Annotated in this window: 24 protein-coding genes; 14 read left to right on the top strand and 10 right to left on the bottom strand. The window is 66.7% G+C overall.

The features are described 5' to 3' along the window. The first annotated feature begins 15 nt into the window (after nt 1-15). From DQP57_RS15160 to DQP57_RS15150, 3 genes are read left to right on the top strand one after another with little or no spacing between them, the layout of a single operon-like run. Complete coding sequence (locus tag DQP57_RS15160) at nt 16-1,254, top strand: MBL fold metallo-hydrolase (protein WP_112633725.1); 1,239 nt, start codon at nt 16-18, stop codon at nt 1,252-1,254. Then, nucleotides 1,251-1,739 carry a VOC family protein gene (locus DQP57_RS15155; protein ID WP_112633724.1) on the top strand — a complete coding sequence of 163 codons (489 nt, stop codon included), beginning with the start codon at nt 1,251-1,253 and terminating at the stop codon, nt 1,737-1,739. The genes DQP57_RS15160 and DQP57_RS15155 overlap by 4 nt, the downstream gene beginning before the upstream one ends. 16 nt (nt 1,740-1,755) lie before the next feature. Continuing rightward, nucleotides 1,756-2,727, top strand: coding sequence for an LLM class flavin-dependent oxidoreductase (locus DQP57_RS15150; RefSeq protein ID WP_112633723.1), 972 nt, complete (start codon nt 1,756-1,758; stop codon nt 2,725-2,727). A 13-nt stretch (nt 2,728-2,740) separates the two neighbouring features. On the opposite strand, the gene DQP57_RS15145 is transcribed toward DQP57_RS15150, so the two are convergent. After that, nucleotides 2,741-3,391 (bottom strand): GntR family transcriptional regulator, encoded by a 651-nt coding sequence (locus DQP57_RS15145; RefSeq protein WP_112633722.1) that lies wholly within the window; start codon nt 3,389-3,391, stop codon nt 2,741-2,743. Between the two features lie 67 nt (nt 3,392-3,458). Here DQP57_RS15145 and DQP57_RS15140 point away from each other — a divergent pair, with 67 nt between their 5' ends. From DQP57_RS15140 to DQP57_RS15130, 3 genes are read left to right on the top strand one after another with little or no spacing between them, the layout of a single operon-like run. Next, complete coding sequence (locus tag DQP57_RS15140) at nt 3,459-4,823, top strand: LLM class flavin-dependent oxidoreductase (protein ID WP_112633721.1); 1,365 nt, start codon at nt 3,459-3,461, stop codon at nt 4,821-4,823. Further along, nucleotides 4,816-6,000, top strand: coding sequence for a CaiB/BaiF CoA transferase family protein (locus DQP57_RS15135; RefSeq protein ID WP_112633720.1), 1,185 nt, complete (start codon nt 4,816-4,818; stop codon nt 5,998-6,000). The genes DQP57_RS15140 and DQP57_RS15135 overlap by 8 nt, the downstream gene beginning before the upstream one ends. 13 nt (nt 6,001-6,013) lie before the next feature. Continuing rightward, nucleotides 6,014-6,931, top strand: a complete 918-nt coding sequence (locus tag DQP57_RS15130; protein ID WP_112633719.1) for an HpcH/HpaI aldolase/citrate lyase family protein — start codon at nt 6,014-6,016, stop codon at nt 6,929-6,931. Nucleotides 6,932-6,934: 3 nt separating this feature from the next. Here DQP57_RS15130 and DQP57_RS15125 read toward each other — a convergent pair whose 3' ends face one another. Genes DQP57_RS15125 through prpD form a run of 4 tightly spaced genes read right to left on the bottom strand, consistent with a single transcriptional unit; the run spans nt 6,935 to nt 13,870 of the window. Beyond that, nucleotides 6,935-10,318, bottom strand: a complete 3,384-nt coding sequence (locus tag DQP57_RS15125; RefSeq protein ID WP_112633718.1) for a pyruvate carboxylase — start codon at nt 10,316-10,318, stop codon at nt 6,935-6,937. A gap of 5 nt (nt 10,319-10,323) precedes the next feature. After that, on the bottom strand, nt 10,324-11,451 hold the full coding sequence (locus DQP57_RS15120; RefSeq protein ID WP_112633717.1) for a bifunctional 2-methylcitrate synthase/citrate synthase: 1,128 nt from the start codon (nt 11,449-11,451) through the stop codon (nt 10,324-10,326). Further along, the gene (prpB, locus tag DQP57_RS15115; protein ID WP_112633716.1) at nt 11,448-12,365 is read right to left on the bottom strand and encodes a methylisocitrate lyase; all 918 of its coding nucleotides are present in this window, start codon (nt 12,363-12,365) and stop codon (nt 11,448-11,450) included. The genes DQP57_RS15120 and prpB overlap by 4 nt, the downstream gene beginning before the upstream one ends. Beyond that, nucleotides 12,365-13,870, bottom strand: coding sequence for a 2-methylcitrate dehydratase PrpD (gene prpD, locus DQP57_RS15110; protein WP_165821818.1), 1,506 nt, complete (start codon nt 13,868-13,870; stop codon nt 12,365-12,367). The genes prpB and prpD overlap by 1 nt, the downstream gene beginning before the upstream one ends. 109 nt (nt 13,871-13,979) lie before the next feature. Between prpD and DQP57_RS15105 the strand changes: the two genes are divergently transcribed. Together DQP57_RS15105 and DQP57_RS15100 are read left to right on the top strand one after the other, a co-directional pair. Continuing rightward, nucleotides 13,980-15,431, top strand: a complete 1,452-nt coding sequence (locus DQP57_RS15105; protein WP_240631767.1) for a short-chain fatty acyl-CoA regulator family protein — start codon at nt 13,980-13,982, stop codon at nt 15,429-15,431. After that, entirely contained in the window at nt 15,419-16,408 is a 990-nt protein-coding gene (locus DQP57_RS15100; RefSeq protein WP_112633714.1) for a D-2-hydroxyacid dehydrogenase family protein, read from the top strand. Before DQP57_RS15105 ends, DQP57_RS15100 begins: the two co-directional genes overlap by 13 nt. 5 nt (nt 16,409-16,413) lie before the next feature. Here DQP57_RS15100 and DQP57_RS15095 read toward each other — a convergent pair whose 3' ends face one another. The 4 genes from DQP57_RS15095 to DQP57_RS15080 are packed head-to-tail and all read right to left on the bottom strand — an operon-like array spanning nt 16,414 to nt 19,362. Next, nucleotides 16,414-17,010 (bottom strand): TetR/AcrR family transcriptional regulator, encoded by a 597-nt coding sequence (locus tag DQP57_RS15095; RefSeq protein ID WP_112633713.1) that lies wholly within the window; start codon nt 17,008-17,010, stop codon nt 16,414-16,416. After that, complete coding sequence (locus DQP57_RS15090) at nt 17,007-17,780, bottom strand: SDR family NAD(P)-dependent oxidoreductase (protein ID WP_112633712.1); 774 nt, start codon at nt 17,778-17,780, stop codon at nt 17,007-17,009. The genes DQP57_RS15095 and DQP57_RS15090 overlap by 4 nt, the downstream gene beginning before the upstream one ends. Then, entirely contained in the window at nt 17,777-18,280 is a 504-nt protein-coding gene (locus DQP57_RS15085) for a VOC family protein (protein ID WP_112633711.1), read from the bottom strand. Before DQP57_RS15085 ends, DQP57_RS15090 begins: the two co-directional genes overlap by 4 nt. Next, nucleotides 18,277-19,362, bottom strand: coding sequence for an NAD(P)H-dependent amine dehydrogenase family protein (locus DQP57_RS15080; protein ID WP_165821817.1), 1,086 nt, complete (start codon nt 19,360-19,362; stop codon nt 18,277-18,279). The genes DQP57_RS15085 and DQP57_RS15080 overlap by 4 nt, the downstream gene beginning before the upstream one ends. A 113-nt stretch (nt 19,363-19,475) precedes the next feature. On the opposite strand from DQP57_RS15080, the gene DQP57_RS15075 reads away from it, so the two are divergent. From DQP57_RS15075 to DQP57_RS15050, 6 genes are all read left to right on the top strand, one after another. After that, the gene (locus tag DQP57_RS15075) at nt 19,476-20,333 is read left to right on the top strand and encodes an SDR family oxidoreductase (RefSeq protein WP_112633709.1); all 858 of its coding nucleotides are present in this window, start codon (nt 19,476-19,478) and stop codon (nt 20,331-20,333) included. A gap of 46 nt (nt 20,334-20,379) precedes the next feature. Further along, nucleotides 20,380-20,763, top strand: coding sequence for a DUF1330 domain-containing protein (locus DQP57_RS15070; protein WP_112633708.1), 384 nt, complete (start codon nt 20,380-20,382; stop codon nt 20,761-20,763). Between the two features lie 116 nt (nt 20,764-20,879). Next, nucleotides 20,880-22,235 carry a WS/DGAT/MGAT family O-acyltransferase gene (locus DQP57_RS15065; protein ID WP_112633707.1) on the top strand — a complete coding sequence of 452 codons (1,356 nt, stop codon included), beginning with the start codon at nt 20,880-20,882 and terminating at the stop codon, nt 22,233-22,235. A 6-nt stretch (nt 22,236-22,241) separates the two neighbouring features. Beyond that, nucleotides 22,242-22,727, top strand: coding sequence for an NUDIX domain-containing protein (locus DQP57_RS15060; protein ID WP_112633706.1), 486 nt, complete (start codon nt 22,242-22,244; stop codon nt 22,725-22,727). 1 nt (nt 22,728) lies between these two features. Beyond that, nucleotides 22,729-23,634 carry a haloalkane dehalogenase gene (locus DQP57_RS15055; RefSeq protein ID WP_112633705.1) on the top strand — a complete coding sequence of 302 codons (906 nt, stop codon included), beginning with the start codon at nt 22,729-22,731 and terminating at the stop codon, nt 23,632-23,634. Between the two features lie 35 nt (nt 23,635-23,669). Continuing rightward, entirely contained in the window at nt 23,670-24,929 is a 1,260-nt protein-coding gene (locus DQP57_RS15050; RefSeq protein WP_112633704.1) for a cytochrome P450, read from the top strand. On the opposite strand, the gene DQP57_RS15045 is transcribed toward DQP57_RS15050, so the two are convergent. Further along, entirely contained in the window at nt 24,926-25,294 is a 369-nt protein-coding gene (locus DQP57_RS15045) for a hypothetical protein (RefSeq protein ID WP_112633703.1), read from the bottom strand. The genes DQP57_RS15050 and DQP57_RS15045 overlap by 4 nt on opposite strands. Nucleotides 25,295-25,362 lie beyond the last annotated feature (68 nt).

The following is a 25,362-nucleotide window of genomic DNA, read 5'->3' as shown; positions in this document are numbered from 1 at the left end:
GAGGAGTCACCAGCGATGTTCGAACCTGTCTATCGGAGCAGGCCGGGCGCCGACGCGATGCGCCCGGCGTCTGCCGAGAGGGCCGAGGAAATCGCCCCCGGGCTGTGGTGTTCGCCGGGGTTGTCCAACTCGTATCTGCTCACCACGACCGAGGGTCGGGTGGTCATCAACACCGGGATGGGTTTCGAGGGCCCGGTGCATCGCGCGAACTTCGACGCCGTCGACTCGTCGCCGGTGCGCTACATCATCTTCACGCAGGGCCACGTCGATCACGTCGGCGGCCTGGACAGCGTGCGCGATCCCGACACGGTCGTTGTCGCGCAGGCGAACTGGAAGGCCTGGCGCGACGACAACGACCGGCTGATCCCGTACCGGGCCAGCCGCAGCGCATTCGCTTTCAAAGACACGCTGGCCACCGGCATCCAGGCCATCCAGCGGCGCCTGGGCACGTCGCGGCTGGCGGGCCAGAGCGTGCCCGCGGTGGACATCGACTTCGAGGACACCCTGCGTCTCGAGGTCGGCGGCCGGCGAATGGAACTGATTTCGGTGCCTGGAGGAGAGACCACCGACTCTTTGGTGGTGTGGCTGCCGCAAGAGCGGATCTGCTTGTGCGGAAATACCTTTGGCCCGCTCATCGGGCACATTCCCAACCTCGTCACCATGCGCGGCGATCGGTATCGGGACGCGTTGACGGCGATCGCGTCAGTGGACAGAGTCCGGGACCTGCAGGCCGACCTGCTGGTGACCGGACACTTCGAGCCGGTCCAGGGTGCCGACCGCATCAACCAAGAGCTGACCCGGCTGCGCAACGCCATCCAGTACATCCACGATCAAACCGTTGACGGGATGAACGCAGGCAAGGACGTCCGCGCGCTGATGCGCGACATCACGCTTCCCGCGGAATACGAAGTGGGCCAGGGCTACGGCAAAGTCGCCTGGGACGTGCGGGCCGTCTGGGAGAACTACTCAGGCTGGTTCCACCACGAATCGACCACCGAGCTGTATCCGGTCGGATTCGATTCGGTCGCCGCGGATGTGGTCGAACTGGCCGGCGCCGATGCGTTACTGGCGCGAGCTCGCGCTCATTTGACTGCCGAGCGCCCTCTGCAGGCCATCCATTTGGCCGAGCTCGTTCCGGCCGAACATCCTGGGGCTCGCGCCGTGTTGCGGGACGCTCATGAAAAGCTTCTCGCCAGCAGCAACAACTTCTGGGAGAGTGCCTGGCTGCGCAACCAGATAGCGAGGAACACATGACGGCATTCGCGCTACGGCCCGAAGACTTCTACCACACCGGCATCATCGTGCCTGACCTCGAGGCGGCGATGGCGCGGCTGAGCGCGCTGGCCGGTTACCGGTGGATAACCCCGGTGAGCTACACCTTGCCCTTTCGCACAACCGCCGGAACCCACGAAATCACTTCGACTTTCGTCTATTCGCTGCAGGCACCGCACGTCGAACTGATCAAGGAGGTTCCCGGAACGGCCTGGTCGGCAGCGCCCGGCAACGCGATCCATCACCTCGGTTATTGGACCGACAGCCTGGCCGAGAGCGCGAAGATACTGGAAGACAACGGCTTCAGCTTCGAAGCCACCGCCGGCACCGCAGGCCCGTCTTCGGGCGACCTGGCGCTGTTCGCCTATTACGTCGACGCGGCGGGAACCCGCATCGAGATCGTCGACCGCGCACTGTTCCCGGACTTTCCGGCCTTCCTGCAGGCGGCGGCGGGCCCGGAAGCGTAGAGAGGCGGGGTTTCGCATGCTGTTGACGGTGCTGCGCTTCAATTTTGCTTCCCCGCAAGGCGACCCACGCACGCAGGGCAAGCTCCTTTCCGCGGCGCTCGAGTTGGGACAGTGGGGAGAATCCCACGGCATCACCTCCATCAGCGTCGATGAGCATCACGCGACGGGGCACGGGTGGAGCTGCAATCCGATCATGGCCGCGGCGATGTTTTTGGCCCGGACCTCGAAGCTGATCGCCAGTGTCGATTGCGCGCTGGGTCCGCTGTGGAATCCGGTGCGACTTGCCGAGGACATCGCGCTGGTGGACAACATGAGTCGCGGACGCCTGCACACCACGGTGGGCCTGGGGTACCGCACGGTTGAATATGACGCTCTCGAAGCCGATTTCAGCCGGCGCGGTGCGCTGATGGACGCGCTGCTCGAACGAATGCTCGCCGTCTGGTCCGGCGCTGATCCGGAGAACGGGATCTGCACCGGCACCTGGTCGCGGCCGCACCCCCCGCTGTACGTCGGCGGTGGCGCACGTGCCACGGCGCGGCGCGCGGCCCGTTTTCGATTGCCGCTGAGCTTGGCGGACCACTTGCCCGACATTGCCGACTATTACCGCGAGCTGTGTGCGGAGGCGGGCATGTCGCCCTTCGTCCTGATGCCGGGGCCGGTCAATCGCGGAATGATCTACCTGCACGAGGACCCCGACCGCGCGTGGGCGGAGCTCGGAGACCACATCCTCTGGGAGGCAGTGACTTACGGCCGGTGGTCCACCGACCAGCGTTCGCTCATGCACCTGCCCGGGGTTCAAACGCTGGACCAGGTCAGGGCATCGGGACGATACCGCTTCCTCACTCCGGAGCAGCTGACCGCGGAGATCCGTGACGCCGACAACTACGGCCCGCTCGTCATGCACCCCCTGGTCGGGGGCATGCCGGTCGACGAAGCCTGGAAGTCGGTGCAGTTGCTCACCGACAAGGTCTTGCCGGCATTCTCCTGACCCACGCCCGCGACTAACCGTCGCGGCGCTGCTCCAGCCAGTCGGCCAGCGAGCGACCCGCGTCCAACACATGTCGTTCGGCGATGGTGCGCGCGCGTTCGGCGTCTTTGTCACCGAGCGCGTCCAGTAGCTCCTGGTGCTCGTCGAGTGAGTGCTTCTCGTGCTCGGGGAACAGGGTGAGGAAGTTGCTCGGCACCACCCGGACAGCCTGTTTGATCTGATTCATCAGCCGGGCCGAGTGCGCGGCCCGGTGGATCATCTGATGGAAATGCCAGTTGGCCTCGCCGATGCTGTCGTCACCGGATCGAGCGACGACGTCGGCGGCGAGTTCGCGCAGCGTCGCGAGCTCTGCAGGCTCGATCCGTGCGGCGGCCCACGCCGCGGCCTGACCCGTCAGCACGCCGAGAATGGTGAAGCTGTCCAGGACGTCGTCCGGGCTGATGCCCAGGACGGTCACGCCACTGCGCGGGGCGACCTGGACCAGGCCCTCGAAGGACAGCTCCAGCAGCGCCTCTCGCACCGGGGTGCGGCTGGTCGCGAATTCCTCCGTGATGGCGTCGAGGTCCACCCGCGCTCCAGCGGGCAGTGCGCCGGTGAGAATCCGGTCGCGGAGCTCGCGGGCGGCGCGTTCGCGCACGGTGCCGGAAATGTCGATCCTCGCCACCTGCGCACAATACCAAACAACAGATCTAACGTTTGATATCTGAAATATCAGATGTTACGTTTCAATTATGCGTACCGACAAGATGGCGCTGGTCGCCTTCATGCAGGCCGGCAGCACTTCCGTGTACGCGGGCTCGTGGCGGCACCCCGCAACGGAGCACCGCTACCTGGACGCCTCCTACTACGCCAAGATCGGCCGCCAGCTCGAAGAGGGCTGCTTCGACCTGATGTTTTTCGACGATCGCCTGGCGATGCCCGGCGTCTACGGCGGCTCGGTGGGTGAGGCGGTGCGGTACGGCGCCCGCCCGGTCAAGCTGGACCTCAGCGTGATCCTCGGTGTGCTCGCGCAGGCGACCTCCAAAATCGGGCTGGGCGCCACCTACTCGACGACCTACTACCAGCCGTTCCACGTCGCGAGGACCTTCGCCTCGCTGGACCACCTGTCGGGCGGCCGCGCAGCGTGGAACGTGGTCACCTCCGTCAACGACAGCGAAGCGCAGAACTTCGGCGTCGACGCCCACCTCGGCCACGACGAACGCTATGACCGGGCCGACGAATTCATGGACGTGGTGACCGGCCTGTGGGACACCTGGGAGGACGGCGCCGTCCGGCACGACCGGGCGTCCGGTCAGTACGCGGATCCCGCGAAGGTGCACGAGTTGGGCCACGTCGGCCGATTCTTCTCCGCGCGCGGCCCGCTGACGGTGCCGCGCACCCCGCAGGGGCGTCCGGTCATCATCCAGGCCGGTTCCTCGGGCCGGGGACGCGAATTCGCCTCGCGATGGGCCGAATTGATCTTCACCGGCGATCCTGGCATCGACGTGGCGCGCAGTCACTACGCCGATCAGAAGGACCGTATCGCCGACGCCCGCCGCGATCCCGGCGCTGTTCGCATCTGCCCCATGGCCTATGCCGTCGTCGGCGAGTCGGAAGCCCACGCCAAAGAGCGCGAAGCCATGTTCCTCGACGATCTGGTTCATCCGATGGCATCGCTGACGCTCCTGTCGGAATTGATGAATTACGACTTCGCGCAACATGATCTCGACGATCCGGTCACCGATGAACTGCTCGCCTCGGTGTCCGGAATCCGCGGTCTGGTGCAGAACCTGCGCACCCATATCGGCGGGGACACTGTCACGCTGCGTGACCTCGCCAACCATCGCGCCACCCTGTTGCAGGGGCCGCGTTTCGTGGGCACCGGCGCTCAGGTAGCCGATCAGATGGCCGACTGGTTCCAAACCGACGCGTGCGACGGATTTGTGCTGGCCGCAACGCATCTGCCTGGGGCGTTCGAAGATGTTGTGCGCATGGTGGTTCCGGAGCTGCGACGCCGGGGGCTGTTCCGCACCGAGTACGAGGGATCGACGCTGCGGGAACACCTTGGGCTGCAACGCCCTTCGAGCGCGTGGGCTGCTGCCGGTGTCAATGCTTGACGGGCTGCGGGTACTCGACCTCGCCACCCTGGCCGCCGCGCCCCTGGTGGCGACCTATCTGGGCGAGTTCGGCGCCGACGTGATCAAGGTTGAGGAACCCAGGCACGGCGATCCCATCCGCGGCTGGGGCAATCAGCGCGACGGAGTCGGGTTGATGTGGAAGTCGATTTCGCGCAACAAGCGTTCGATCACACTGGACTTGCGCTGCGGCGAAGGCCAGGACCTGGTGCGTCGTCTGGTGGCGCACGCCGATGTGGCCATCTTCAACAGCCGTCCCCAGACGTTGCGCAAGTGGGGTCTGGACTATGAGAGTCTGCGCGCGGTCAACGACCGGATCGTGATGCTGCACATCACCGGTTACGGATTGAGCGGCCCGAAGAGCGAGCGGCCGGGGTTCGGCACGCTGGGGGAGGCGATGAGCGGATTCGCGCACATCACCGGCCAGGCCGGCGGCCCGCCCACGCTGCCCCCGTTCATGCTGGCCGACGGCGTCGCCTCACTGAACGCCGCTTACGCGGTGCTGATGGCGCTGTACCACCGCGACGTGCAGGGTGGGCCGGGACAGTTGATCGACGTCAACCTCATCGACCCGCTCGCCCGGCTGCTCGAGCAGACGCTGCTGGGCTATGACCAGTTGGGACTGGTCCCCGAGCGGTCGGGCAACAGGTGGGATATCTCCGCGCCGCGCAACACCTATCGCACCGCCGACGGCAAGTGGTTGGCCATGTCGGGAAGCTCGCCGGCGCTCGCGCTGCGGGTGTTCCGGGCGATCGGACGCGACGACCTGGTAACCGACCCCGACTTTGCCGACCCGCAGCGCCGGCTGGCGAGGGCCCGCGAGGTCGACTCCGTGGTGGCGGATTGGGTTGCCACCAACACACTTTCGGAGGCGATGGCCGTTTTCGACGCCCACGAGGTGGCCGCGGCCCCGGTCTATGACATCGGCGATCTGGTGGCCGACGAGCAGCTGGCGCATCGAGGGGTGTTCGTCTCCGTCGACGATGCACAGCTCGGGGCGATGAAGGTACAGGCACCCGTTCCGCGGTTCTCCTCGGCGGCCGGCACGGTCGACCATCTCGGACCCCGGCTGGGCGAACACAACGCCGAGGTCTACGGCGAGCTACTCGGCATGACTCCCAACGACATTGACAGCCTGCACGCCCGCGGCGTGTTGTGACAGAAAGAAATCGATGACTGATCTGCTCCGCCGGTCCGAACTCGCGGTGCCCGCGAGCAACGACAACATGTTCGAGAAGGGCGCCCAATGCGGCGCCGACCTGGCGTTCCTCGATCTCGAAGACGCGGTGCCCGTGGCGTTCAAGGAGGAGGCGCGCGCCAAGGCGATCACCGCGCTCAACGATCTCGACTGGGGCCGCACCGCCCGTGCCATCCGGATCAACGGGCTGGACACCCCGTGGTGCCACGACGACGTCGTCGAGGTGGTGACGAAGGCCGGCCGAAACCTCGACACGATCATCATTCCCAAAGCCCGCAGGGCACGCGACGTGTGGTGGGTCGATGTGCTGCTCACCCAGCTGGAGGCGAAACTCGGTCTGAGCGAGCGCATTCGGCTCGAGGTTCTCATCGAAGAGGTGGAAGGCCTGGCCAACGCCGAGGAGATCGCCGCCGCCAGCCCGCGGCTGGATGCCTTGATCTTCGGGGTGGGGGATTTCTCGCTGTCGCAGGGCGCCCGGGTGGACACGAACTTCGTTCCGCTCGGCGAATATCCCGGCGAATTCTGGGCCTACGCGCGCAACAAGGTGCTCGTGGCCGCCCGCATCGCGGGCATCGACGCGATCGACGCGCCCTATCCCGACTACCGGGACGTGGCGGGGTACGAGTGCGACGCTCGGCGCGCGTCGCTGCTCGGCTACACCGGCAAGTGGGCCATCCACCCCGACCAGGTGCCGGTCGCCAACGAGGTCTACGCTCCGACGGCCGACGAAATCGCCCGGGCCGAAGCCAATGTCGCCGCCTACCGGGAGGCCGAGGCCAAGGGCCGCGGCGCGGTCGGGGTGAACGGTGTCCTGGTCGACGCCGCCCACGTGAAGCAGGCGCAGCAGACGCTGGCGCGCGCCGCCCTGATCACGGCCGCGCGCTTGCGGTAACCGCTAGTCGATCACCACCAGGAGATCGCCGCCCTCCACCTGCGCGGTCTGGGACACCGCGATCCGCGCGACCTTGCCGGCCTTCGGGCTGGTGACGGCGGCTTCCATCTTCATCGCTTCGATCGTCGCGATGGTCTGGCCGGCTTCGACTTCCTCACCGACGCCGGTCGTCACCGTCACGACCCCGGCAAAGGGAGCCGCGATGTGGTCCGGGTTGGCGCGGTCGGCCTTCTCGGCAGCCGGCACATCCGAGGCGACGCTGCGGTCGCGCACCACGACCGGGCGCAGCTGACCGTTGAGGATGCACATCACCGTACGCATGCCGCGTTCGTCGGCATCGGAGACGGCCTCCAAGCCGATCAACAGCTCCACACCGCGCTCCAGCTCGACGCGATGTTCGTCGCCGTGGCGCAATCCGTAGAAGAACTGGTTGGCGCTCAGCCGAGAGGTGTCCCCGTATTGTTCGCGATGTCCCTCGAGTTCTTTGGTGGGCCCGGGGAACAGCAGCCGGTTCAGTGCCGCCTGCCGGTCGGCGCCGGGGGTCGCCAACGCCTTTTCGTCGTCAGCCGTCAGCTCCTGTTCGGGCTTTGCCGGGCCGCGGCCCTCCAATGCCTTGGTGCGCAACGGTTCGGGCCAGCCGCCGGGCGGGTCACCGAGTTCTCCGCGCAGGAAGCCGATGACCGAGTCCGGGATGTCGTAGCGGGCGGGGTCGTCGGCGAAGTCCTGGGCGCTGACGCCGGCACCCACCAGTGCCAGCGCCAGATCGCCGACCACCTTGCTGGACGGGGTGACCTTGACGAGGTGCCCCAGGATGGCGTCGGCTCCGGCGTAGGCGTCTTCGATGTCCTCGAACCTGTCACCGAGCCCCAGTGCGATGGCCTGCTGGCGCAGGTTCGACAGCTGGCCGCCGGGGATCTCGTGGTGATAGACGCGTCCGGTCGGCGCCGGAAGCCCGGATTCGAAGGGCGCGTACACCTTTCGCAGCGCCTCCCAATACGGCTCCAGGTCGCATACCGCCGGCAGTGACAGCCCGGTGTCGTAGGCGGTGTTGGCCGCCGCGGCCACGATCGATGACAGCGCGGGCTGGCTGGTGGTTCCCGCGAGCGGGGCCGCGGCGCCGTCGACGGCGTCGGCCCCGGCGTGCCAGGCCGCCACATAGGTCGCCAGCTGGCCGCCCGGGGTGTCGTGGGTGTGCACGTGCACCGGCAGGTCGAACCGGGACTTGAGCGCCGAGACCAGAGTCGTCGCGGCGGGCGCGCGCAGCAGCCCGGCCATGTCCTTGATCGCCAGCACGTGCGCGCCCGCTTCTACGATCTGTTCGGCAAGCTTCAGGTAATAGTCCAGCGTGTAAAGCTTTTCGGCGGGATCGCTCAGATCGCCGGTGTAGGACATCGCCACCTCGGCCACCGAGGCACCGGTTTCCCGCACGGCGTCGATGGCCGGGCGCATCGAGTCGACGTTGTTCAACGCATCGAAGATCCGGAAGATGTCGATGCCCGTTGCCGTCGCTTCCTCGACGAAAGCCGTCGTGACCGTCTCCGGGTAGGGCGTGTACCCAACGGTATTGCGTCCACGCAGCAACATCTGCAGGCAGATGTTCGGCAACGCCTCCCGCAGCGTCGCCAGCCGCTCCCACGGGTCTTCCTTCAGGAACCGCAGCGCCACATCGTAGGTCGCCCCGCCCCAACACTCGATCGACAGCAACTGTGGGGTGGTCCGGGCGATGTAGGGCGCCACCTTGATCAGGCCGCTGGTGCGCACGCGCGTCGCCAGCAGGGACTGGTGGGCGTCGCGGAAGGTGGTATCGGTGACGCCGACCCCGCGCGACTCGCGGAGCCAGGCGGCGAATCCCTCCGGCCCGAGTTCGGTCAACCGCTGCTTGGAACCCGCCGGTGGATCCACCGACAGGTCGACGTCGGGCAGCTTGTCGTGCGGGTAGACCGCGGACGGACGCTCGCCGTGTGGCTTGTTGACGGTGACGTCGGCCAGGTAGCTCAGGATCTTGGTGCCGCGGTCGGCGGAGCTGCGCGCGGTGAGCAGCTGCGGGCGCTCCTCGATGAACGACGTCGTGATGCGCCCGGCCTGAAAGTCGGGATCGTCTAGGACCGCTTGCAGGAAAGGGATGTTCGTCGAGACACCGCGGATACGGAATTCGGCGACCGCGCGGCGCGCCCGGCGCACCGCCGTGGCGAAGTCACGGCCCCGGCAGGTCAGTTTGATCAGCATCGAGTCGAAGTGCGCGCTGATATCGGCGCCGAGGGTGGTGCCGCCGTCCAGCCGGATTCCCGCGCCGCCCGGGGTGCGGTAGGCGGTGATCCGGCCGGTGTCCGGACGGAACCCGTTCGCCGGGTCCTCGGTCGTGATCCGGCACTGCAAGGCCGCACCATGGGGGACGATCGAATTCTGGCTCAAGCCAATATCTTCCAGGCTCTGCCCGCCGGCGATGCGCAGTTGCGCGGACACCAGGTCGACGTCGGTGATCTCCTCGGTGACCGTGTGCTCCACCTGGATGCGCGGGTTCATCTCGATGAACACATGGTTGCCGCGTTCGTCGAGCAGGAACTCCACGGTGCCCGCGCAGGTGTAGCCGATGCTCTGTGCGAAGGCCACGGCGTCCGCGCAGATCCGTTGGCGCAGCGCCGGATCCAGATTGGGAGCCGGTGCGACCTCGACGACCTTTTGGTGCCGGCGCTGCACACTGCAGTCGCGCTCATAGAGGTGAATGACGTTGCCCTGGGTGTCGGCCAGGATCTGCACCTCGATGTGCCGCGGATTGATCACCGCCTGCTCGAGAAAGACCGAGGCGTCTCCGAACGCGGATTCGGCCTCGCGGCTGGCGGCCTCGATCGCCTCGGGCAGCGACGCCGCGTCGGCGACCCGGCGCATCCCGCGGCCGCCGCCACCGGCGACGGCCTTGACGAACAGCGGGAACGTCATCGTCAAGGCGGCGGCCACCAGCTCGTCCACCGATGTCGAGGGCGGCGAGGAAGTCAGCACCGGAAGACCCGCCGCCCGCGCCGCCGCGACCGCCCGGGACTTGTTGCCCGTCAGCTCGAGCACCTCCGCGCTCGGTCCGACGAACGTGATGCCCGCCGCCGCGCATGCCGCCGCCAGATCGGGGTTCTCCGACAGGAAGCCATAGCCGGGATATATCGCGTCCGCTCCGCACGCCTGTGCCGTGGCGACGATGTCGTCGACCGACAGGTAGGCGCGCACCGGGTGGCCCTCCTCGCCGATCTGATAGGACTCGTCGGCCTTGAGCCGGTGCACGGAATTGCGGTCCTCATACGGGTAGATCGCGACCGTGCCTATTTCCAGCTCATAAGCCGCGCGGAACGCGCGGATCGCAATCTCTCCGCGATTGGCGACCAGTACCTTGGCAAACACGGTATTTACGATAGAGCCCGTTGCGGTGGTCCGACATACTCACTGAGCGGACGGATCAACGCGTTGGACGCGGTCTGCTCGATGATGTGTGCCGTCCAGCCGGTGACGCGGCTCATCACGAAGATCGGCGTGAAGATGCCGATGTCGAAGCCCATCAAGTAGTAGGCGGGTCCGGTCGGGAAGTCCAGGTTCGGTTTGATGCCGGTGGCCTCGGCCATGCCCTTCTCCAGGACTTCGTAGATGTCGAGCCAGTTCTGGCCGTCGCGCGCCGCGGCGACGCGCTTCAGTGCCTCCTTCATTGTCGGCACCCGCGAGTCACCGTTCTTGTACACCCGGTGACCGAATCCCATGATCTTGGCTTTGCGAGCCAGCTTGTCCCGCAGCCATTCCGCGGCCCGATCGGCGGTGCCGATGTCGAGCATGTCATGCATGACGGCCTCGTTGGCGCCGCCGTGCAGCGGGCCCTTGAGCGCGCCGATGGCCGCCGTGACCGCGCTGTAGATGTCGGACTGCGTGGAGGTAACCACCCGGGCGGCGAATGTCGATGCGTTGAAGCTGTGCTCGGCGTAGAGGACCATCGACTGCTCGAAGGCGTCCACCACCACCTGCTCGGGAACGTCGCCGAAGCACATGTGCAGAAAATTCTGCGCATAGTTCATGTGGCTGTGCGGGGCGATGGGGTCCAGGCCCCGCCGGCGGCGCAGGTCGGCGGCGACGATCGTGGGCAGCACCGCGAACATCCGCAGGGCCTTGGCGTAGTTGGCCGCTGCGCTGCTGTCGTCCTCATCCGGGTCTTCGGCACCAATGGAGCTGATGAAGGTGCGCACCACGTCCATCGGGTGGCAGGTCTCGGGCAACTTGGCCAGCAACGACAGCTGGGAACGGTTCAGCCGGCGGGCCGCTCGTTCCCGCTGGGAGAACAGCGCAAGCTGTTGCTCGTCGGGAAGTTCGCCGTGCCACAGCAGGTAGGCCACCTGTTCGAAGCTGCACTGTGTCGCCAGGTCCTGTACCGCATACCCGCGGTAGGTGAGGGAGTTGGTCTCCGGGACGACCTTGGAGATGGCTGTGGTGTCGACGACGACACCGGCCAGTCCCTTGTAGATGCGGGGCTGGCTGTCTTCGATAGCGCTCATTGCGCGTCTCCTCCGATGGCGAAGTTGTAGATGTCGGAATCGAATTGGTTGTAATCGGCGTAGCGCAGCAGTTCGTAGAGCCGACTGCGATGTTGCATGCGGTCCATAAGACCGGATTGCGTTCCGCTGTCGGCGATCTCACCAAGACCCGCCTCGACGGCATGCATTGCCAGCCGAAGGGTGGTCACCGGGTAGATCACCACGTTGTAGCCGATGTCGGATAGCTGTCGGACGGTCAAGAGCTCCGACTTTCCGAATTCGGTCATGTTCGCCAGCAGCGGCGTATCCATGGCGGCCCGGAATTGCTCGAATTCCATTGGCGTCCGGAGGGCTTCGGTGAAGATCAGGTCGGCACCCGCATCGGCATAGGCCTTGGCGCGCTCGATCGCGGCAGCCACCCCCTCGATCCCGGCGGCATCGGTGCGGGCGCAGATGATGAAGTTCGGATCCCTGCGGGCGGCAACGGCGGCGCGCAGGCGCTTGACCATCTCGACGGCCGGTACCACGGCCTTGCCGTCGAGATGCCCGCACCGCTTGGGATTTTCCTGGTCCTCCAGGTGGCAACCCGCCAGCCCGGCGTCCTCCAAGAGGGTCACGGTGCGAGCGGCGCTCATCGGCTCGCCGAAACCGGTGTCGGCGTCGATCAGGGTGGGTAGGTCGGTCACCGCTGCGATCTGCGCTCCGCGGCCGCTGACTTCGGTCAAGGTGGTCAGCCCGATGTCGGGCAGCCCGAGGTCGGCCGACAGCGCCGCCCCGGACACGTAGACCCCTTCGAAGCCGAGCTCGGCGATGAGCTTGGCCACCAGCGGTGAGAAGGCTCCCGGGAAGCGTTGCAGCCGGCCACTTTCCAGGCCGGCGCGGAACTGGGCCCGCTTCGCCGCCGCGGGCACGGTCGCGCCGATCGGCCCGCTCATCAGAAGATCCCCGAGGGAATCACCGGCGCGTGGCCAAGCACCGGCGGAGAGACCGCGATGTTGAGCGCTCCCAGCCCACCCGGCCGCAGATCTGGCAGGCCTTCGGCCGCCGATAGGAATCGCCGCTGCTCGGCATCGCTGACCACCCCGTCGGCCAGCTCGGTGAACTTTCCAAGGTATTGCTCGCGCCCGAACGGCCTGGCCCCCAACGGATGCGCGTCGGCGACCGCGATCTCGTCGACGATCACTTCACCGCTTTCGAGGGTGACCTCGGCGCGGGCGCCGAACGCCTTGTCCGCGGGATCGGAGGAGTGGTAGCGCCGGGTCCACTCGGGATCTTCGATCGTCGAGACTTTGCGCCACAATTCGACGGTGTCGGGACGGTGTGCCCGCTCCGGCGTGTAAGACCTTTCGTGGTGCCAGCTTCCGTCCTGCAAGGCGACCGCGAAGATGTACATCACGGAGTGGTCCAGCGTTTCGCGGGAGGCATCCGGATCGAATTTCTGCGGATCACCGGATCCGGTGCCGATGACGTAATGAGTGTGGTGGCTCGTGTGCAACTCGATCGCGGCGATCCGACCCAGATCGCCGATGCGGTCGCGCATTCGGCGCGCCAGGTCGATCAGCGCCTGACTCTGGTATTCGGCGGAGTGCTCCTTGGTGTAGCTGTCCAGAATGGCGCGCTTCGGCTCGCCGGCCTCGGGTAGCGGTACCCGATAGGTATGCTCCGGACCCGAGAGCAGCCAGGCGATCACCCCGTCCTCGCCCTCCCAGATGGGTGCGGGCGCGCCCTCGCCACGCATCGCGCGGTCGACGGCCTCGATGGCGACCTTGCCGGCCCACGCGGGTGCGTACGCCTTCCAGCTGGAGATCAGGCCCTTGCGTGATTGCCGGGTGGACGTCGTCAGGTGCAGGGCCTGTCCAATCGCGGAGTAGATGGTCTCCTTGTCCAGCCGCAGCATGGTGCCCAGACCCGCCGCCACCGACGGGCCGAGGTGAGCGACGTGGTCGATTTTGTGCTCGTGCAGGCAGATTCCCTTGACCAGGTTGATCTGGATCTCGTAACCCGTTGCGATGCCGCGGATCAGGTCGGCTCCGCTGATTCCGAGGTGCTGGCCAACCGCGACCAGGGCCGGGATGTTGTCGCCCGGGTGCGAGTACTCGGCGGCCAGGAAGGTGTCGTGAAAGTCCAACTCGCGCACGGCGACCCCGTTGGCCCAGGCCGCCCATTCCGGGGAGTAGTCGCCCTGGATCCCGAAAACCTTGGCGCCCTTGACGGAGATGGGGTGTGCCTGTGCCTGGACGCGGGCGGCGGCGGTCGGGCGGCGGTTCACCGAGGCCGCCGAAACCGCCGCATTGTCGATGATGCGGTTGATCACCATCGCCGCGGTGTCCGCGGGCACGGCGACGGGGTCGGCGGCGACCTCGGCGATCTTCCATGCCAGGTGCTGGTCGCGGGGGAAATTGTCGGCGCTGCGACGGGTTCGAACGTCATGAATCCGCATAAGCCGCACAGTACGCAAGGCCGATCACAAGGTAAATCCCTTGTAAAAGCGTAATCATGTGTCCATAAATGCCGACTTTTGCAAACGTTGTGAAAGACGCGGGCGTACCGTGTACCGGGTGGCGAAGACGTTCGCCGGCGCACGGCTGCGGCGATTGCGCGAGGAGCAGGGGATGACCCAGGTGGCGCTGGCGCGCGCGCTGGGCTTGTCGACCAGTTATGTCAATCAGCTGGAAAACGATCAGCGCCCGATCACCGTTCCGGTGCTGCTCACGCTCACCGAGCGGTTCGACCTGCCGACGCATTACTTCGCGCCGGAATCCGACGCCCGCCTGGTCTCGGACCTGCGGGAGGTGCTGGCCGACACGTCCGCCACGCCGGCGCAACTCGAGGAGCTGGTCGCCCGCATGCCGGCGGTCGGTCAGACGCTGGTCAATCTGCACCGGCGCCTGCATGACACCACCGCCGACCTCGAAGCGCTGCACAGTCGCGCCAACGTCGACACCTCGGCAATGGCCCAGCAACCCATGCCGTTCGAAGAGGTCCGGGATTTCTTCTACGACCGCAAGAACTACATCGGCGAACTGGACGTCGCTGCCGAAGACCTGTTCAACGAGAACAACCTGCGCATCGGCGGTCTAGACGGCCAGCTGGCGCAGCTGCTCGTGGACAAACTCGGTGTCACGGTGGTGATCGACGATGGCCAGGCGCTAGACCCCAACGCCAAACGGCTGTTTGCGCCCGAGTCGAAGACCCTGTACGTGGCGCGGTGGCTTCACCCCGGCCAGCGCGCCTTCCAGCTCGCCACCCAGATCGCCCTGTTGACCCAGAACAAGCTGATCACCGGGATCATCGCCGGTGACGATCAGCTCAGCGACGATGCGCGCGGCGTCGCCCGCATCGGCCTGGCCAACTACTTCGCCGGCGCACTGCTGCTGCCTTACCTGAGATTCCTGGACGCGGCCGAGAGCGTCCGGTACGACATCGACCAGCTGGCAAGGCGATTCGAGGTCGGGTTCGAAACGATCTGCCACCGGCTGTCCACCCTGCAGCGGCCCCATGCCCGCGGGATTCCCTTCATCTTCGTCCGCACCGACAGCGCCGGAAACATCTCTAAACGCCAGTCCGCCACGGCCTTTCACTTTTCCCGCGTCGGGGGAAACTGTCCCCTGTGGGTGGTGCACCACGCGTTCTCCCGGCCCGGCCAGTTCCTGACGCAGGTCGCGCAGATGCCGGACGAGCGCACCTATTTCTGGATCGCCAGGACCACCGCGACGGAGCCGAGCCGCTATCTCGGGCCGGGCAAGAGCTTCGCCATCGGGTTGGGCTGCGACGTCGCCCACGCCGGGAAACTCATTTACTCCGTCGGCATCGATCCGACCAACGCCGAATCGATCGTGCCGATCGGGGCCGGCTGCAAGATCTGCGACCGGCAGGCCTGCGCGCAACGCGCCTTCCCGTATCTGGGCCGCCCGGTATCCGTGGATCCACACAGCAGCACGAATCTGCCCTATCCACCGGCGGCCACTCACCGAAGTGGGGAGACCTCGTGCCCAAGGTAGCGATTCTCGATGACTACGCCGGTGTCGCCCTACGGGTCGCCGACTGGTCACCGGTGCAAAAGCGCGCCGAGGTCACCGTTTTCGACCGGCACCTTGCCGAGGACGAAGCGGCGGAGGCGCTGCGATCGTTTGACGTGGTGTGCACACTGCGGGAGCGGATGGCGTTCCCCCGAACCCTGATCGAGCGCCTGCCCGGCCTGAAACTGATCACCATCGTCGGCAAAAGCCTGCCGAACCTGGATATGGCCGCGGCCACCGAGCACGCAATTGCGGTGGCGCACTCGGATTTCGCCCATCCCCGGTTCAGGTCGATGCGGGACGCCACACCCGAACTCGCCTGGGGGCTGATGATCGCGACGGTGCGCAATCTCGCCGAAGAGCACCGCAACATGCGTGACGGGGGCTGGCAGAGCAGCGCGGGCGTCACCTTGGCCGGCAAGACGCTCGGGCTGCTCGGCCTGGGCCGGGTCGGCGCTCGGATGGCCCACTACGCCGCCGCGTTCGGCATGGAAGTCCTTGCGTGGAGCCAGAATCTCACCGACGAAGCCGCTGCGAGCGTGGGCGCGCGCAGGGTCGACAAGGCGACGCTGTTCGAATCGTCGGACGTGGTTTCCATTCATCTCGTGCTCTCCGAGCGCACCCGAGGCTTGGTCGGCGAGGCCGAGCTGGCGCGGATGAAGCCACACGCCTACCTGATCAACACCTCCCGGGGCCCGATCGTGGACGAGGCCGCGCTGATCGCCGCGTTGGAGGCGGGACGCATCGCCGGGGCCGGGTTGGACGTCTACGACACCGAGCCGCTGCCTAAAGGCCACCGTTTGCGGCTGCTGGCGAACGTGACCCTGTCCCCTCATCTGGGCTACGTCACTCGTGAGATGCTGGGCGCCTTCTACTCCGACACCGTGGAATCGGTGGTCGCCTGGCTGGACGGGGCGCCCATCCGGATCGCCAATCCCGAAGCGATGCAGGGGCGCTGAGCCGTCTACTTGCGTTTCCAGTGCGGACTTTTGACCGCCTCGAGGGCGTCGGTGACGTAACGATCCAGTGGCCGCGGCCGCCCGGATTGCCGCACCCACTGCTGGAAGGCGAAATCGGCGGCCGCGAAGGCGAGTTGGACCAGCAGACCGGGGCGCAGATCGGCATCCGGGTCGACACCCATCCGATCGGCGATGAGCTTGGTGGCCCGCTCCTTGTCGGCGGGCCGGTGCACCGTGACCTTGTCGAGCAGGTCGGGGACAACGAGCAGGGCTTCGCGCCATTCTTCGGTGTCGGCCTGCTCGAACGAGCGGGTCCGGGTGATGATGGCATTGATCAGCGCGACATCGGGTGCCTCGTCGGCGGGCCGGCCCTCGAGGAGATGGACGATCGCGGCCCCGCCGTATCGCACCGGTGCCAGCAGAAGCTCTTGCTTCGCCGGCACATGCCGGAAAAAGGTGCGGGGGGAAACCCCTGCGGCCGTGGCGATTTCCTCGGTGGTCACGGCGTCGTACCCGCGCTCGACGAACAGCCGAAACGCAGCGCGCCGGATGTCGGCCCGGATCTGTGCGCGCTGCCGGTCGCGGAGCGACTCGCCGCTCATCGGAAGCAGCCGATCCCGCCGTCGACGTGAATGGTCTGTCCGGTGATGAACGTGGCGTCACTGCCGAGAAGGAACGCCACCAGCGCACCCACGTCGGTGCGGACATCGCCGATGCGCTTCATCGGCACCCGTCCCACGGCCTTGTCGTATTCCTTGGGCGCAAACGACTTCCAGAACTTGACGCCGTCGGATTCGGCGAAGGGGCAGATCACGTTGACGCGGATGTTGTCACGCCCCCATTCCAGGGCGGCCACCTTCGACAACCCGCGGATGCCTTCCTTGGCCGCGGCATAGCCGCCCCACTTCGGCTCACCGCCGGTGCCCGTGCCCGAACCGAGGTTCACGATCGATCCGCCGCCGGACTCAACCATCAGTGGGTGCACGGCCTGCATCAGCAGGAAGGTGGCGCGCGGGCCCACGTCATACCCGAGGGCCAGGTCTTCGGTGGTGATGTCGACGAACGCTTTGGGTTCGTTGGTCGCGATCGCGTTGTTGACCAGGCCGTGCACCGTGCCGAAGGCCTCGACCGCGGCGGCCGCGATCCGCTGCGCGCTGTCCGGGTCGCGCAGGTTCGCGACGAGCTGTTCGACCCGTCCGATCGAACTGAGCTCCGCGCGTGTCCTGTCCAGAACCTCCTCTTGGATATCGACCAGCAGCACGCTCGCGCCACGTTCGAGCAACGCGGTCGCGACACCCTTGCCGACGCCCTGGGCGGCCCCGGTGACGATCGCGACGTGCCCACGCATGGACTCGGGGTGGCTGTAGCTCATCTGACCGGTCCCATCTGCAGCTGCACGCCGCGATGCAATTCGTAGGTACTGCGCGCACCGTTGGGAAGTTCGATGAACTCCACCGGCGTACCGTCCGGGTCCTTGACGAAAAACATTCGCACGCCGCCGATCTCGAAGGGCGCCTGGTCGGGGGCATAGCCGGCGTCGACGACGCGGCGGTGGGCGTCATCGAGATCGGTCACCGACAGCGACACGTTGTGGATGCCTGTGATGCCGCGCCGCTGCTTGCGCTCGGGCGGGTTGGCGCCGATCGACAGCAGCTCGACCATCAACCCGCCCAGCAGGCCCCCGACCACGCGGCCCTCCTGCTTGCGGCTCGCGTGTAGCACCGCGTCGAAAGGCTCGCCGGAGATGAGGGTTTCGAAGACGATCTCCATGCCCAGCATGTCGCGGTAGAACGCCAGCGCGCGGTCCATGTCGGTCACCCCGACGACGAGGTGGCAGAACGACACGTCACCGAGGACACCCCGGCCCGTCACCGATTGCCCGCCGAAAGATTCGGGGCCGGGCGGCCGGCGAACAACGGCAGGTCCAGGTAGGTCTTGATGCCCGGCTCTGCGGCGCAGACGTCGGGAATGGCGTTGATGCAGTGATTGGCCGTGACCACGACGCCCGGGTTCTTCACCAGTCCTTCCGCGATCGTCTCCGGTTGCAGGCCCTTGAAGGTGAGGCTCACGTCCGGATCGCCGGTGATCTCCACCTCGAAGCGCTCGCCCCGACCGCCGAAATTCCAGGCCGGTTCCAGGTTTTCCTCGCCCATCAGCCAGTTGACCGCCGCGGTGATGACCGGTTCGCCGTCGACGAGCGCCTGCCAGCGGAACCGGCGCGCGGCCACGGTGCCGGTCGTGATCGGGAAGGGGTCGTAGTCGATGTCGGCGGTCGCGACGGCGACGTCCTGGATGGTCCTGATGTTGGGGTCGATGCGAAAACCCATGTGGTCGGTGATCATTCGCACCGACTGCTTGAAGCCCGCTTCGAGCAGGCCGGCCATCGGCCCTTGGGTGGCTTCCTCGGGGGTGCCGCCGAATCCCATGATGTGGCGCACCACATCCGGTGCGTTGTAGGTGCGGATGTCGGAGAACTCCTCGGCCCGCACGTGCGTCACCGCCGACGATAACGAGGACACCATGAGTGGGAATCGCTCCGTGATACCGCCGGGGTGGATGCCCGAACCATGCAGCGTCACACCGCTTTCCGTCGCGGCGTCGGCGACGGCCCGGTGACGCTTGTTGCCCGGATCGGGATAGACCCACCCGACCGGCGTGACCACGTTTTTGCCCGAGCGCAGGATCGCGATCACTTCGTCGTCGTTGGGTATCAGCGGGCTGTACATCACGCAGTCGGCGTCCAGCGCCAGTATCTCGTCGATGCTGTTGGTGGCGGTGACGCCGAGATCGCCTGCCCCGATGATGTTGCCGACATCCACACCGTTCTTGTTCGCGCTGTGCACCCAGCACCCCACCAGCTGCAGCTGTGGATGATTGAGGACGCACTGGATCGCGGCTTTACCCACGCCCCCGGTGGCCCATTGGACGACACGAAGCTTGGACGGGCTACTCATCATTGACCTCCGGGGTGGACAGTGCGCGGTCTTTACACATCGACGGATGAAATGGCAGGCTATGACTCGTTGACAGTGACTGTCAATAATTCACCGTTTGGAGAGGGTCTGTGATGAGCGTCCTCGAGGGCAAGATCGCGATCGTCACCGGCACCAGCCGCGGCGTGGGTGTGGGCATCGCCCATGAGCTGCTGCGCGCGGGCGCGACCGTGATCGGCTGCTCGCGCTCTCCGCTGGACGGCATTCCGGGCATCGAGCCGGCCTGGGCGGAGCGCGCTTTCCAACAGGTGTGCGACCAGGGTGACTACCGATCGATCGACGCGTTCGTCGCGGACGTTGTGGCCGTCCACGGACGGATCGACATCCTGGTGAACAACGCCGGCGGTACCGTCCCCGCACCCCACGCCGAGAGCATTCCCGAACTGGTGCAACGCATTCAAGGTGCGCCCGCCGACGATGACGACTACGCGCGCACCGCACTGTTCCATGCGTTCGCCGTGCAGATGAACCTCATCAGCCCGCTGTGGTTCGCGATCCGCGCCTATCGGCAGATGCAAACTCAGGACGGCGTCGGCTGCATCATCAACATCTCCAGCGGCGCCGGCCACCCGGCCGGATCGCCGACCCTGGTCTCCTACGGGGCGGCGAAAAGCGGCCTCAACCACCTCACCCGGTCCCTGGCCGAAGAGTGGGGGCCCACGGTGCGGGTCAACTGCATCGCCCTGGGGCCGACGATGACCGAGAACTTCCGGTCGTTCGTGCTGCCCAAGGACGACCCCGATGGCGCAAGGTATTTCGCCGCCGTCCCGTTGCGCCGCGCCGGCGAGCCCGCGGAGGTCGGGCGCGTCTGCGTTTTCCTGGCCGGCGGACAGGCCGACTTCGTCAACGGCACCACCATCGAATGCGACGGCGGGATGCTTCCCGGTGTGCTCTACGACGCGGGACTCAAGACGATCACCGACCTGCTCTAACCGGATTCGTCGTACGGCTAGCACAAACCAGCGCAAGGAGATTCACATGAGCGGCCTGGAACCCACGCCCGAGCAGTTCGCCGCGCTCGCGGCGCGACCCGCCGATGCGCCGGTGGTGATGGTCAACCTGTTGCAATTCAAACCCGAGGGCGGTCTACAGAGCTACCTGCAATACGGCCAAGAAGTGGTTCCACACCTCGAGCGGGTCGGCGCCACCCTGCGCTACGCCGGGGGAGCGCCGTCGGTGGTCATCGGCGATGGCGAACAGCCTTGGTGGGACGCGATTCTCATCGTCGAATATCCCACCCCGCAGGCCTTCATCGACATGGTGACAACCCCGGAATACGCCAAGGTGCACGAGCATCGGGCCGCCGGTCTGGACCGCGGAGACCTGATCGCCACCTCGATCTGGTCGATGGCCGCCGAGTGATTTAGCGCGTCGATCCTTCGCCGGGCCGCCTGGCGTTGCCCCCGTCGACCTGGGCCGGCGCCGGTCCGATCGCGCTATGCCTTTCCGGATCAGGCCGAAATGGGTCTAATGGGTGGATGGAACTGATAAAGCCCACCGATGCGATCTTTCTCCTGGGAGAATCTCGCGAACATCCCATGCATGTCGGAGGCTTGCAGTTGTTCGAGCCCCCGCCTGGCGCCGGCCGCGGCTTCGTTAGTGACCTCTACAAGAGCCTGGCCGCTCAGCGGGATTTCCAGCCCACGTTTCGCAAACATCCCGCGAGCTTTGTCGGCGGCATCGCCAACCTGGGCTGGTCCTACGACGACGACGTCGACATCGACTACCACGTCCGCCGTTCGGCGCTGCCGTCGCCCAAACGTGTTCGCGAATTGCTCGAACTCACGTCGCGCTGGCATAGCAGCCTGCTGGACCGGCACCGCCCCCTCTGGGAGACGCACATCGTCGAGGGCCTGAAAGACGGCCGGTTCGCTATCTATACCAAGGTCCACCACGCGCTGATCGACGGTGTCTCCGCGCAGAAGCTGATGCAGCGCGCGCTGTCGACCGATCCGGACGACCTCGAGATCCGCGCCCCGTGGGGTCTGCGAAAACCCAGGCGCAAAGCCGGCCCGTCGTCTCCGTTGCGCGCACTGGCGCGCACGGCGGGATCCGTTGCGGCGCTTGCGCCGTCGACGCTGGGGCTGGCGCGTGCGGCGCTGCTGGAACAACAACTGACGTTGCCCTTCGGGGCGCCGAAGACCATGTTGAACGTCAAGATCGGCGGCGCTCGCCGCTGCGCCGCGCAGTCCTGGTCGCTGGACCGTATCAAGACCGTGAAGAAGGCCGCGGGAGTCACGGTGAACGACGTCGTGTTGGCGATGTGTTCGGGCGCCCTGCGCTACTACCTGCTCGAGCAAGACGCGCTACCGGACACGCCGCTGATCGCGATGGTCCCGGTGAGCCTGCGCACCGAGGAAGAGGCCGACGCCGGCGGCAATCTGGTCGGAGCCATCCTGTGCAATCTCGCGACCGACACCGACGACCCGGCGCAACGACTGCTGACCATCAGCGAATCGATGCGCAGCAACAAGACAGTGTTCTCACAGTTGCCGCGGTTCCAGGCGCTGGCGCTGTCCGCCATCAACACGTCGGCGTTGGCGTTGGCGGCGGTCCCGGGCTGGGTGACATCGACGTCACCGCCGTTCAACATCATCATTTCGAACGTGCCGGGACCGACGCAGCCGATCTACTACGGGGGCGCCCGCCTCGACGGCAACTACCCGCTGTCCATCGCGCTGGACGGTCAAGCGCTGAACATCACCCTGGCCAACAACGCCGGCAATCTCGACTTCGGTCTGGTGGGCTGCCGGCGCAGCGTGCCGCACCTGCAACGCCTGCTCGCGCATCTGGAATCCTCACTGAAGGACCTGGAACGCGCTGTGGGAGCATAGGATTCGATGGCGAAGCTGAGCGCCGGTGTGATGTTGTACCGGACCTGCGACGGCGTCGTCGAGGTCTTGCTCGCGCATCCCGGCGGGCCGTTCTGGGCCCGTAAGGACGACGGCGCGTGGTCGATCCCGAAAGGGGAGTACGCCGACGGGGAGGATCCCTGGGCGGCCGCGCAACGCGAGTTCGCCGAGGAGTTGGGGTTGCCGGTGCCGGCCGGGCCGCGCATCGACCTCGGTCAGCTGAAGCAGTCCGGCGGCAAGGTCGTGACCGCCTTCGCGGTGGACAGCGACCTCGACGTCACCGACGCGCGCAGCAACACTTTCGAACTGGAATGGCCGAAGGGATCCGGCGCGCTGCGGGAGTTCCCCGAAGTCGACCGCGTGGGATGGTTCGCGGTGGCAACCGCGCGGATCAAACTACTGAAGGGCCAGCACGGCTTTCTCGACCGGTTGATGGCGGATCCGGGCGTGGCCGGACTATCCGAAGGAACCTGACATGCAAGCACTGCGAACGCCCGACGACCGATTCGAGGATCTACCCGACTTCCCTTACACCCCAAGGTATTGCGAAGTACCCGACGACGAAGGCGGCGCACTGCGCGTGGCCTGGGTTCAGGACGGCCCGGAAGGCGCCGACCCGATTCTGATGCTGCACGGCGAACCATCGTGGTCGTACCTGTATCGCAAGATGATCCCGATTCTGGCCGCCGCCGGCCGTCGGGTGGTCTGCCCCGACCTGGTCGGGTTCGGTCGCTCGGACAAGCCGACCCGCCGCGAAGACCACAGCTACGCGCGCCATGTCGAGTGGATGCGGGCGATGGCCTTCGATGTCCTCGACCTGCGCAACGTCACCCTGGTCGGCCAGGACTGGGGCGGGTTGATCGGATTACGGCTTGCCGCAGAGCATCCCGAGCGTTTCGCCCGGGTGGTCGTCGCGAACACCGGGCTGCCCAATGGCGAGCAGCCCATGGCCGACGTCTGGTGGCGCTTCCGCGAAGCCATCACCTCGGCTCCGACGCTGAACGTCGGCGCGTTCGTCCAAGGCGGCTGTCGCACGCAACTCAGCGAGCGGGAGCGGGCGGCCTATGACGCGCCGTTCCCCACCGACGACTACTGCGCCGGGCCGCGCGCCATGCCCGGCCTGGTGCCCACCTCACCGGACGACCCCGCCGCGGCGGCCAACAAGAGCGCGTGGGCCAAGCTTTCGGCGAGCGCGACACCCATGCTGGTCGCGTTCAGCGACAGCGACCCGATCACCGGGCCGATGGCCGCGATCTTCCAGCGGGAGATGCGCGGCGCGCAGGGGATCGAGCATCCGGTGATCCGGGGCGCCGGGCACTTCTTGCAGGAGGACGCCGGAAATGAACTGGCCGGTCACATCGTGGAGTTCTTGCGCCGCTGATCAGGGCGCGACCCGGTGCCGGGCACAATGTCAGGATGACGACCGCGCCCACCGAGTCCACCAAACCCGACGAACTGTTGGTACGGCTGCTGGACCCGGCCGTCCGTGCCGACCCCTACCCGCTGTTCGCGCGGTTTCGCCAACAAGGATCGTTCGCCTTGCCGGAGGGCAACCTCGCGGTGTTCGCGACCTATCGTGACTGCGACGACGCGTTGCGCCACCCGTCGTCGAGCAACGACCGACTCAAGTCGACTGCCGCCCGCGCACAGATCGAGGCGCAGACCCAGCAGCTGCTCGAGGCCGGTGCCGAGGCGCCGCCACAAACCCCGCCAGGGTTCCTGTTCCAGGACCCGCCGGACCACACCCGGCTGCGCAAACTGGTCAGCAAGGCGTTCGCGCCCAAGGTGGTGAACGCGCTGCAACCCGACATCAGCGCGCTGATAGACGGGTTGCTGGACCGGATCGCCGACAAGGGGCGGTTCGACGTCGTCGAGGACCTCGCCTACCCACTGCCGGTGGCGGTCATCTGCCGATTGCTCGGCGTACCGCTCGAGGACGAACCGCAATTCAGCCGGGTGTCCGCACTGCTGGCGCAATCGCTTGACCCGTTCGTCGCCTTCACCGGAACGCCGTCGGACAACCTCAAGGAGCGGATGGACGCCGGAATGTGGTTGCGCGCCTACCTGCACGGCCTCATCGACCGTCGCCGCTCGCGGCCCGGCGACGACCTGATGTCGGGGCTGATCGCCGTGGAAGAGTCGGGCGACCAGCTGACCGCGGAGGAGATCGTGTCCACCTGCGTGCTGTTACTGGTCGCCGGTCACGAGACCACGGTGAACCTGATTGGCAACGCGGTTTTGGCGATGCTGCGTCAACCGTCGCAATGGATCGCGCTCGGCGCCGACGCCAACCGCGCCCCGGCGGTCATCGAGGAGACGCTGCGCTACGACCCGCCTGTGCAGATGATCGCCCGAACGGCGGCCGACGACATGACAATTGGCGGCCTTGACGTGCCCGCAGGCGACATCATGATGCTGCTCACCGCCGCCGCCCAGCGCGACCCCGCCGAGTATGAGCGTCCCGATGTCTTCGATCCGGATCGGAAAGCTATGCGACACTTAGGATTCGGCCGCGGGGCGCATTATTGCCTGGGCGCGCCGCTGGCCCGACTCGAAGCCGGTGTGGCCCTGTCGGCGGTGACTGCGCGTTTCTTGAACGCCCGGTTGGATGGCGAACCGCAGTACAAGACCAACGTCACGCTGCGCGGGCTGTCGCAGCTGATGGTCGCGGTCTAACTCCGTTCCCAGGGCGGGGTTTCGTCCATCTTCTTGTAGTACTTCGCCAGGTGGCTCTTGATCCGATCGACATCGGACTGCGGCACGTCGATACCGCCCCGCGCGCCGTCCATGATGGCGCCGGCCGCCATCACGCCGCGTGGCACGGCCGTCAGGTCGCCATCGATCACGTCGGCGATCAGCAGCTTGTAGGCGGTGAAGTTGTCTTTGTTGTCGCCGTCGTACCAGACGTGCGCGTCACGGTACTTCTGATTCGGACCGTCCTGGGCGCCGGCCCACTTCCGCACCCGCTTCTCGGCCGCGTCACCATCCCACTTGCGGCCACGATCGGCCAACGGCAGATCTTGAAAGGCTGTGACTGACATGGTGGCCGCGTGCCCGCTGTAGTCGGGGCTTAAACGGCCAAAACCCGCTCGCCCAAGCGGTAGCGTCG

This window comes from Mycobacterium colombiense, assembly GCF_003284935.1.
In the GTDB taxonomy this organism is placed as follows: domain Bacteria; phylum Actinomycetota; class Actinomycetes; order Mycobacteriales; family Mycobacteriaceae; genus Mycobacterium; species Mycobacterium arosiense_A.
The sequence above is the reverse complement of the archived record's forward strand: the minus strand, read 5'-3'. Positions and strand labels throughout refer to the sequence as shown.

Bases quoted from the DNA above. Each gene is read 5' to 3' on its own strand.
- DQP57_RS15160 (WP_112633725.1), top strand. From the start codon at position 16: ATGTTCGAACCTGTCTATCGGAGCAGGCCGGGCGCCGACGCGATGCGC.
- DQP57_RS15155 (WP_112633724.1), top strand. From the start codon at position 1,251: ATGACGGCATTCGCGCTACGGCCCGAAGACTTCTACCACACCGGCATC.
- DQP57_RS15150 (WP_112633723.1), top strand. From the start codon at position 1,756: ATGCTGTTGACGGTGCTGCGCTTCAATTTTGCTTCCCCGCAAGGCGAC.
- DQP57_RS15140 (WP_112633721.1), top strand. From the start codon at position 3,459: ATGCGTACCGACAAGATGGCGCTGGTCGCCTTCATGCAGGCCGGCAGC.
- DQP57_RS15135 (WP_112633720.1), top strand. From the start codon at position 4,816: ATGCTTGACGGGCTGCGGGTACTCGACCTCGCCACCCTGGCCGCCGCG.
- DQP57_RS15130 (WP_112633719.1), top strand. From the start codon at position 6,014: ATGACTGATCTGCTCCGCCGGTCCGAACTCGCGGTGCCCGCGAGCAAC.
- DQP57_RS15120 (WP_112633717.1), bottom strand. From the start codon at position 11,451: ATGAGCGCTATCGAAGACAGCCAGCCCCGCATCTACAAGGGACTGGCC.
- prpB (WP_112633716.1), bottom strand. From the start codon at position 12,365: ATGAGCGGGCCGATCGGCGCGACCGTGCCCGCGGCGGCGAAGCGGGCC.
- prpD (WP_165821818.1), bottom strand. From the start codon at position 13,870: ATGCGGATTCATGACGTTCGAACCCGTCGCAGCGCCGACAATTTCCCC.
- DQP57_RS15095 (WP_112633713.1), bottom strand. From the start codon at position 17,010: ATGAGCGGCGAGTCGCTCCGCGACCGGCAGCGCGCACAGATCCGGGCC.
- DQP57_RS15090 (WP_112633712.1), bottom strand. From the start codon at position 17,780: ATGAGCTACAGCCACCCCGAGTCCATGCGTGGGCACGTCGCGATCGTC.
- DQP57_RS15080 (WP_165821817.1), bottom strand. From the start codon at position 19,362: ATGAGTAGCCCGTCCAAGCTTCGTGTCGTCCAATGGGCCACCGGGGGC.
- DQP57_RS15075 (WP_112633709.1), top strand. From the start codon at position 19,476: ATGAGCGTCCTCGAGGGCAAGATCGCGATCGTCACCGGCACCAGCCGC.
- DQP57_RS15070 (WP_112633708.1), top strand. From the start codon at position 20,380: ATGAGCGGCCTGGAACCCACGCCCGAGCAGTTCGCCGCGCTCGCGGCG.
- DQP57_RS15065 (WP_112633707.1), top strand. From the start codon at position 20,880: ATGGAACTGATAAAGCCCACCGATGCGATCTTTCTCCTGGGAGAATCT.
- DQP57_RS15060 (WP_112633706.1), top strand. From the start codon at position 22,242: ATGGCGAAGCTGAGCGCCGGTGTGATGTTGTACCGGACCTGCGACGGC.
- DQP57_RS15055 (WP_112633705.1), top strand. From the start codon at position 22,729: ATGCAAGCACTGCGAACGCCCGACGACCGATTCGAGGATCTACCCGAC.
- DQP57_RS15050 (WP_112633704.1), top strand. From the start codon at position 23,670: ATGACGACCGCGCCCACCGAGTCCACCAAACCCGACGAACTGTTGGTA.
- DQP57_RS15045 (WP_112633703.1), bottom strand. From the start codon at position 25,294: ATGTCAGTCACAGCCTTTCAAGATCTGCCGTTGGCCGATCGTGGCCGC.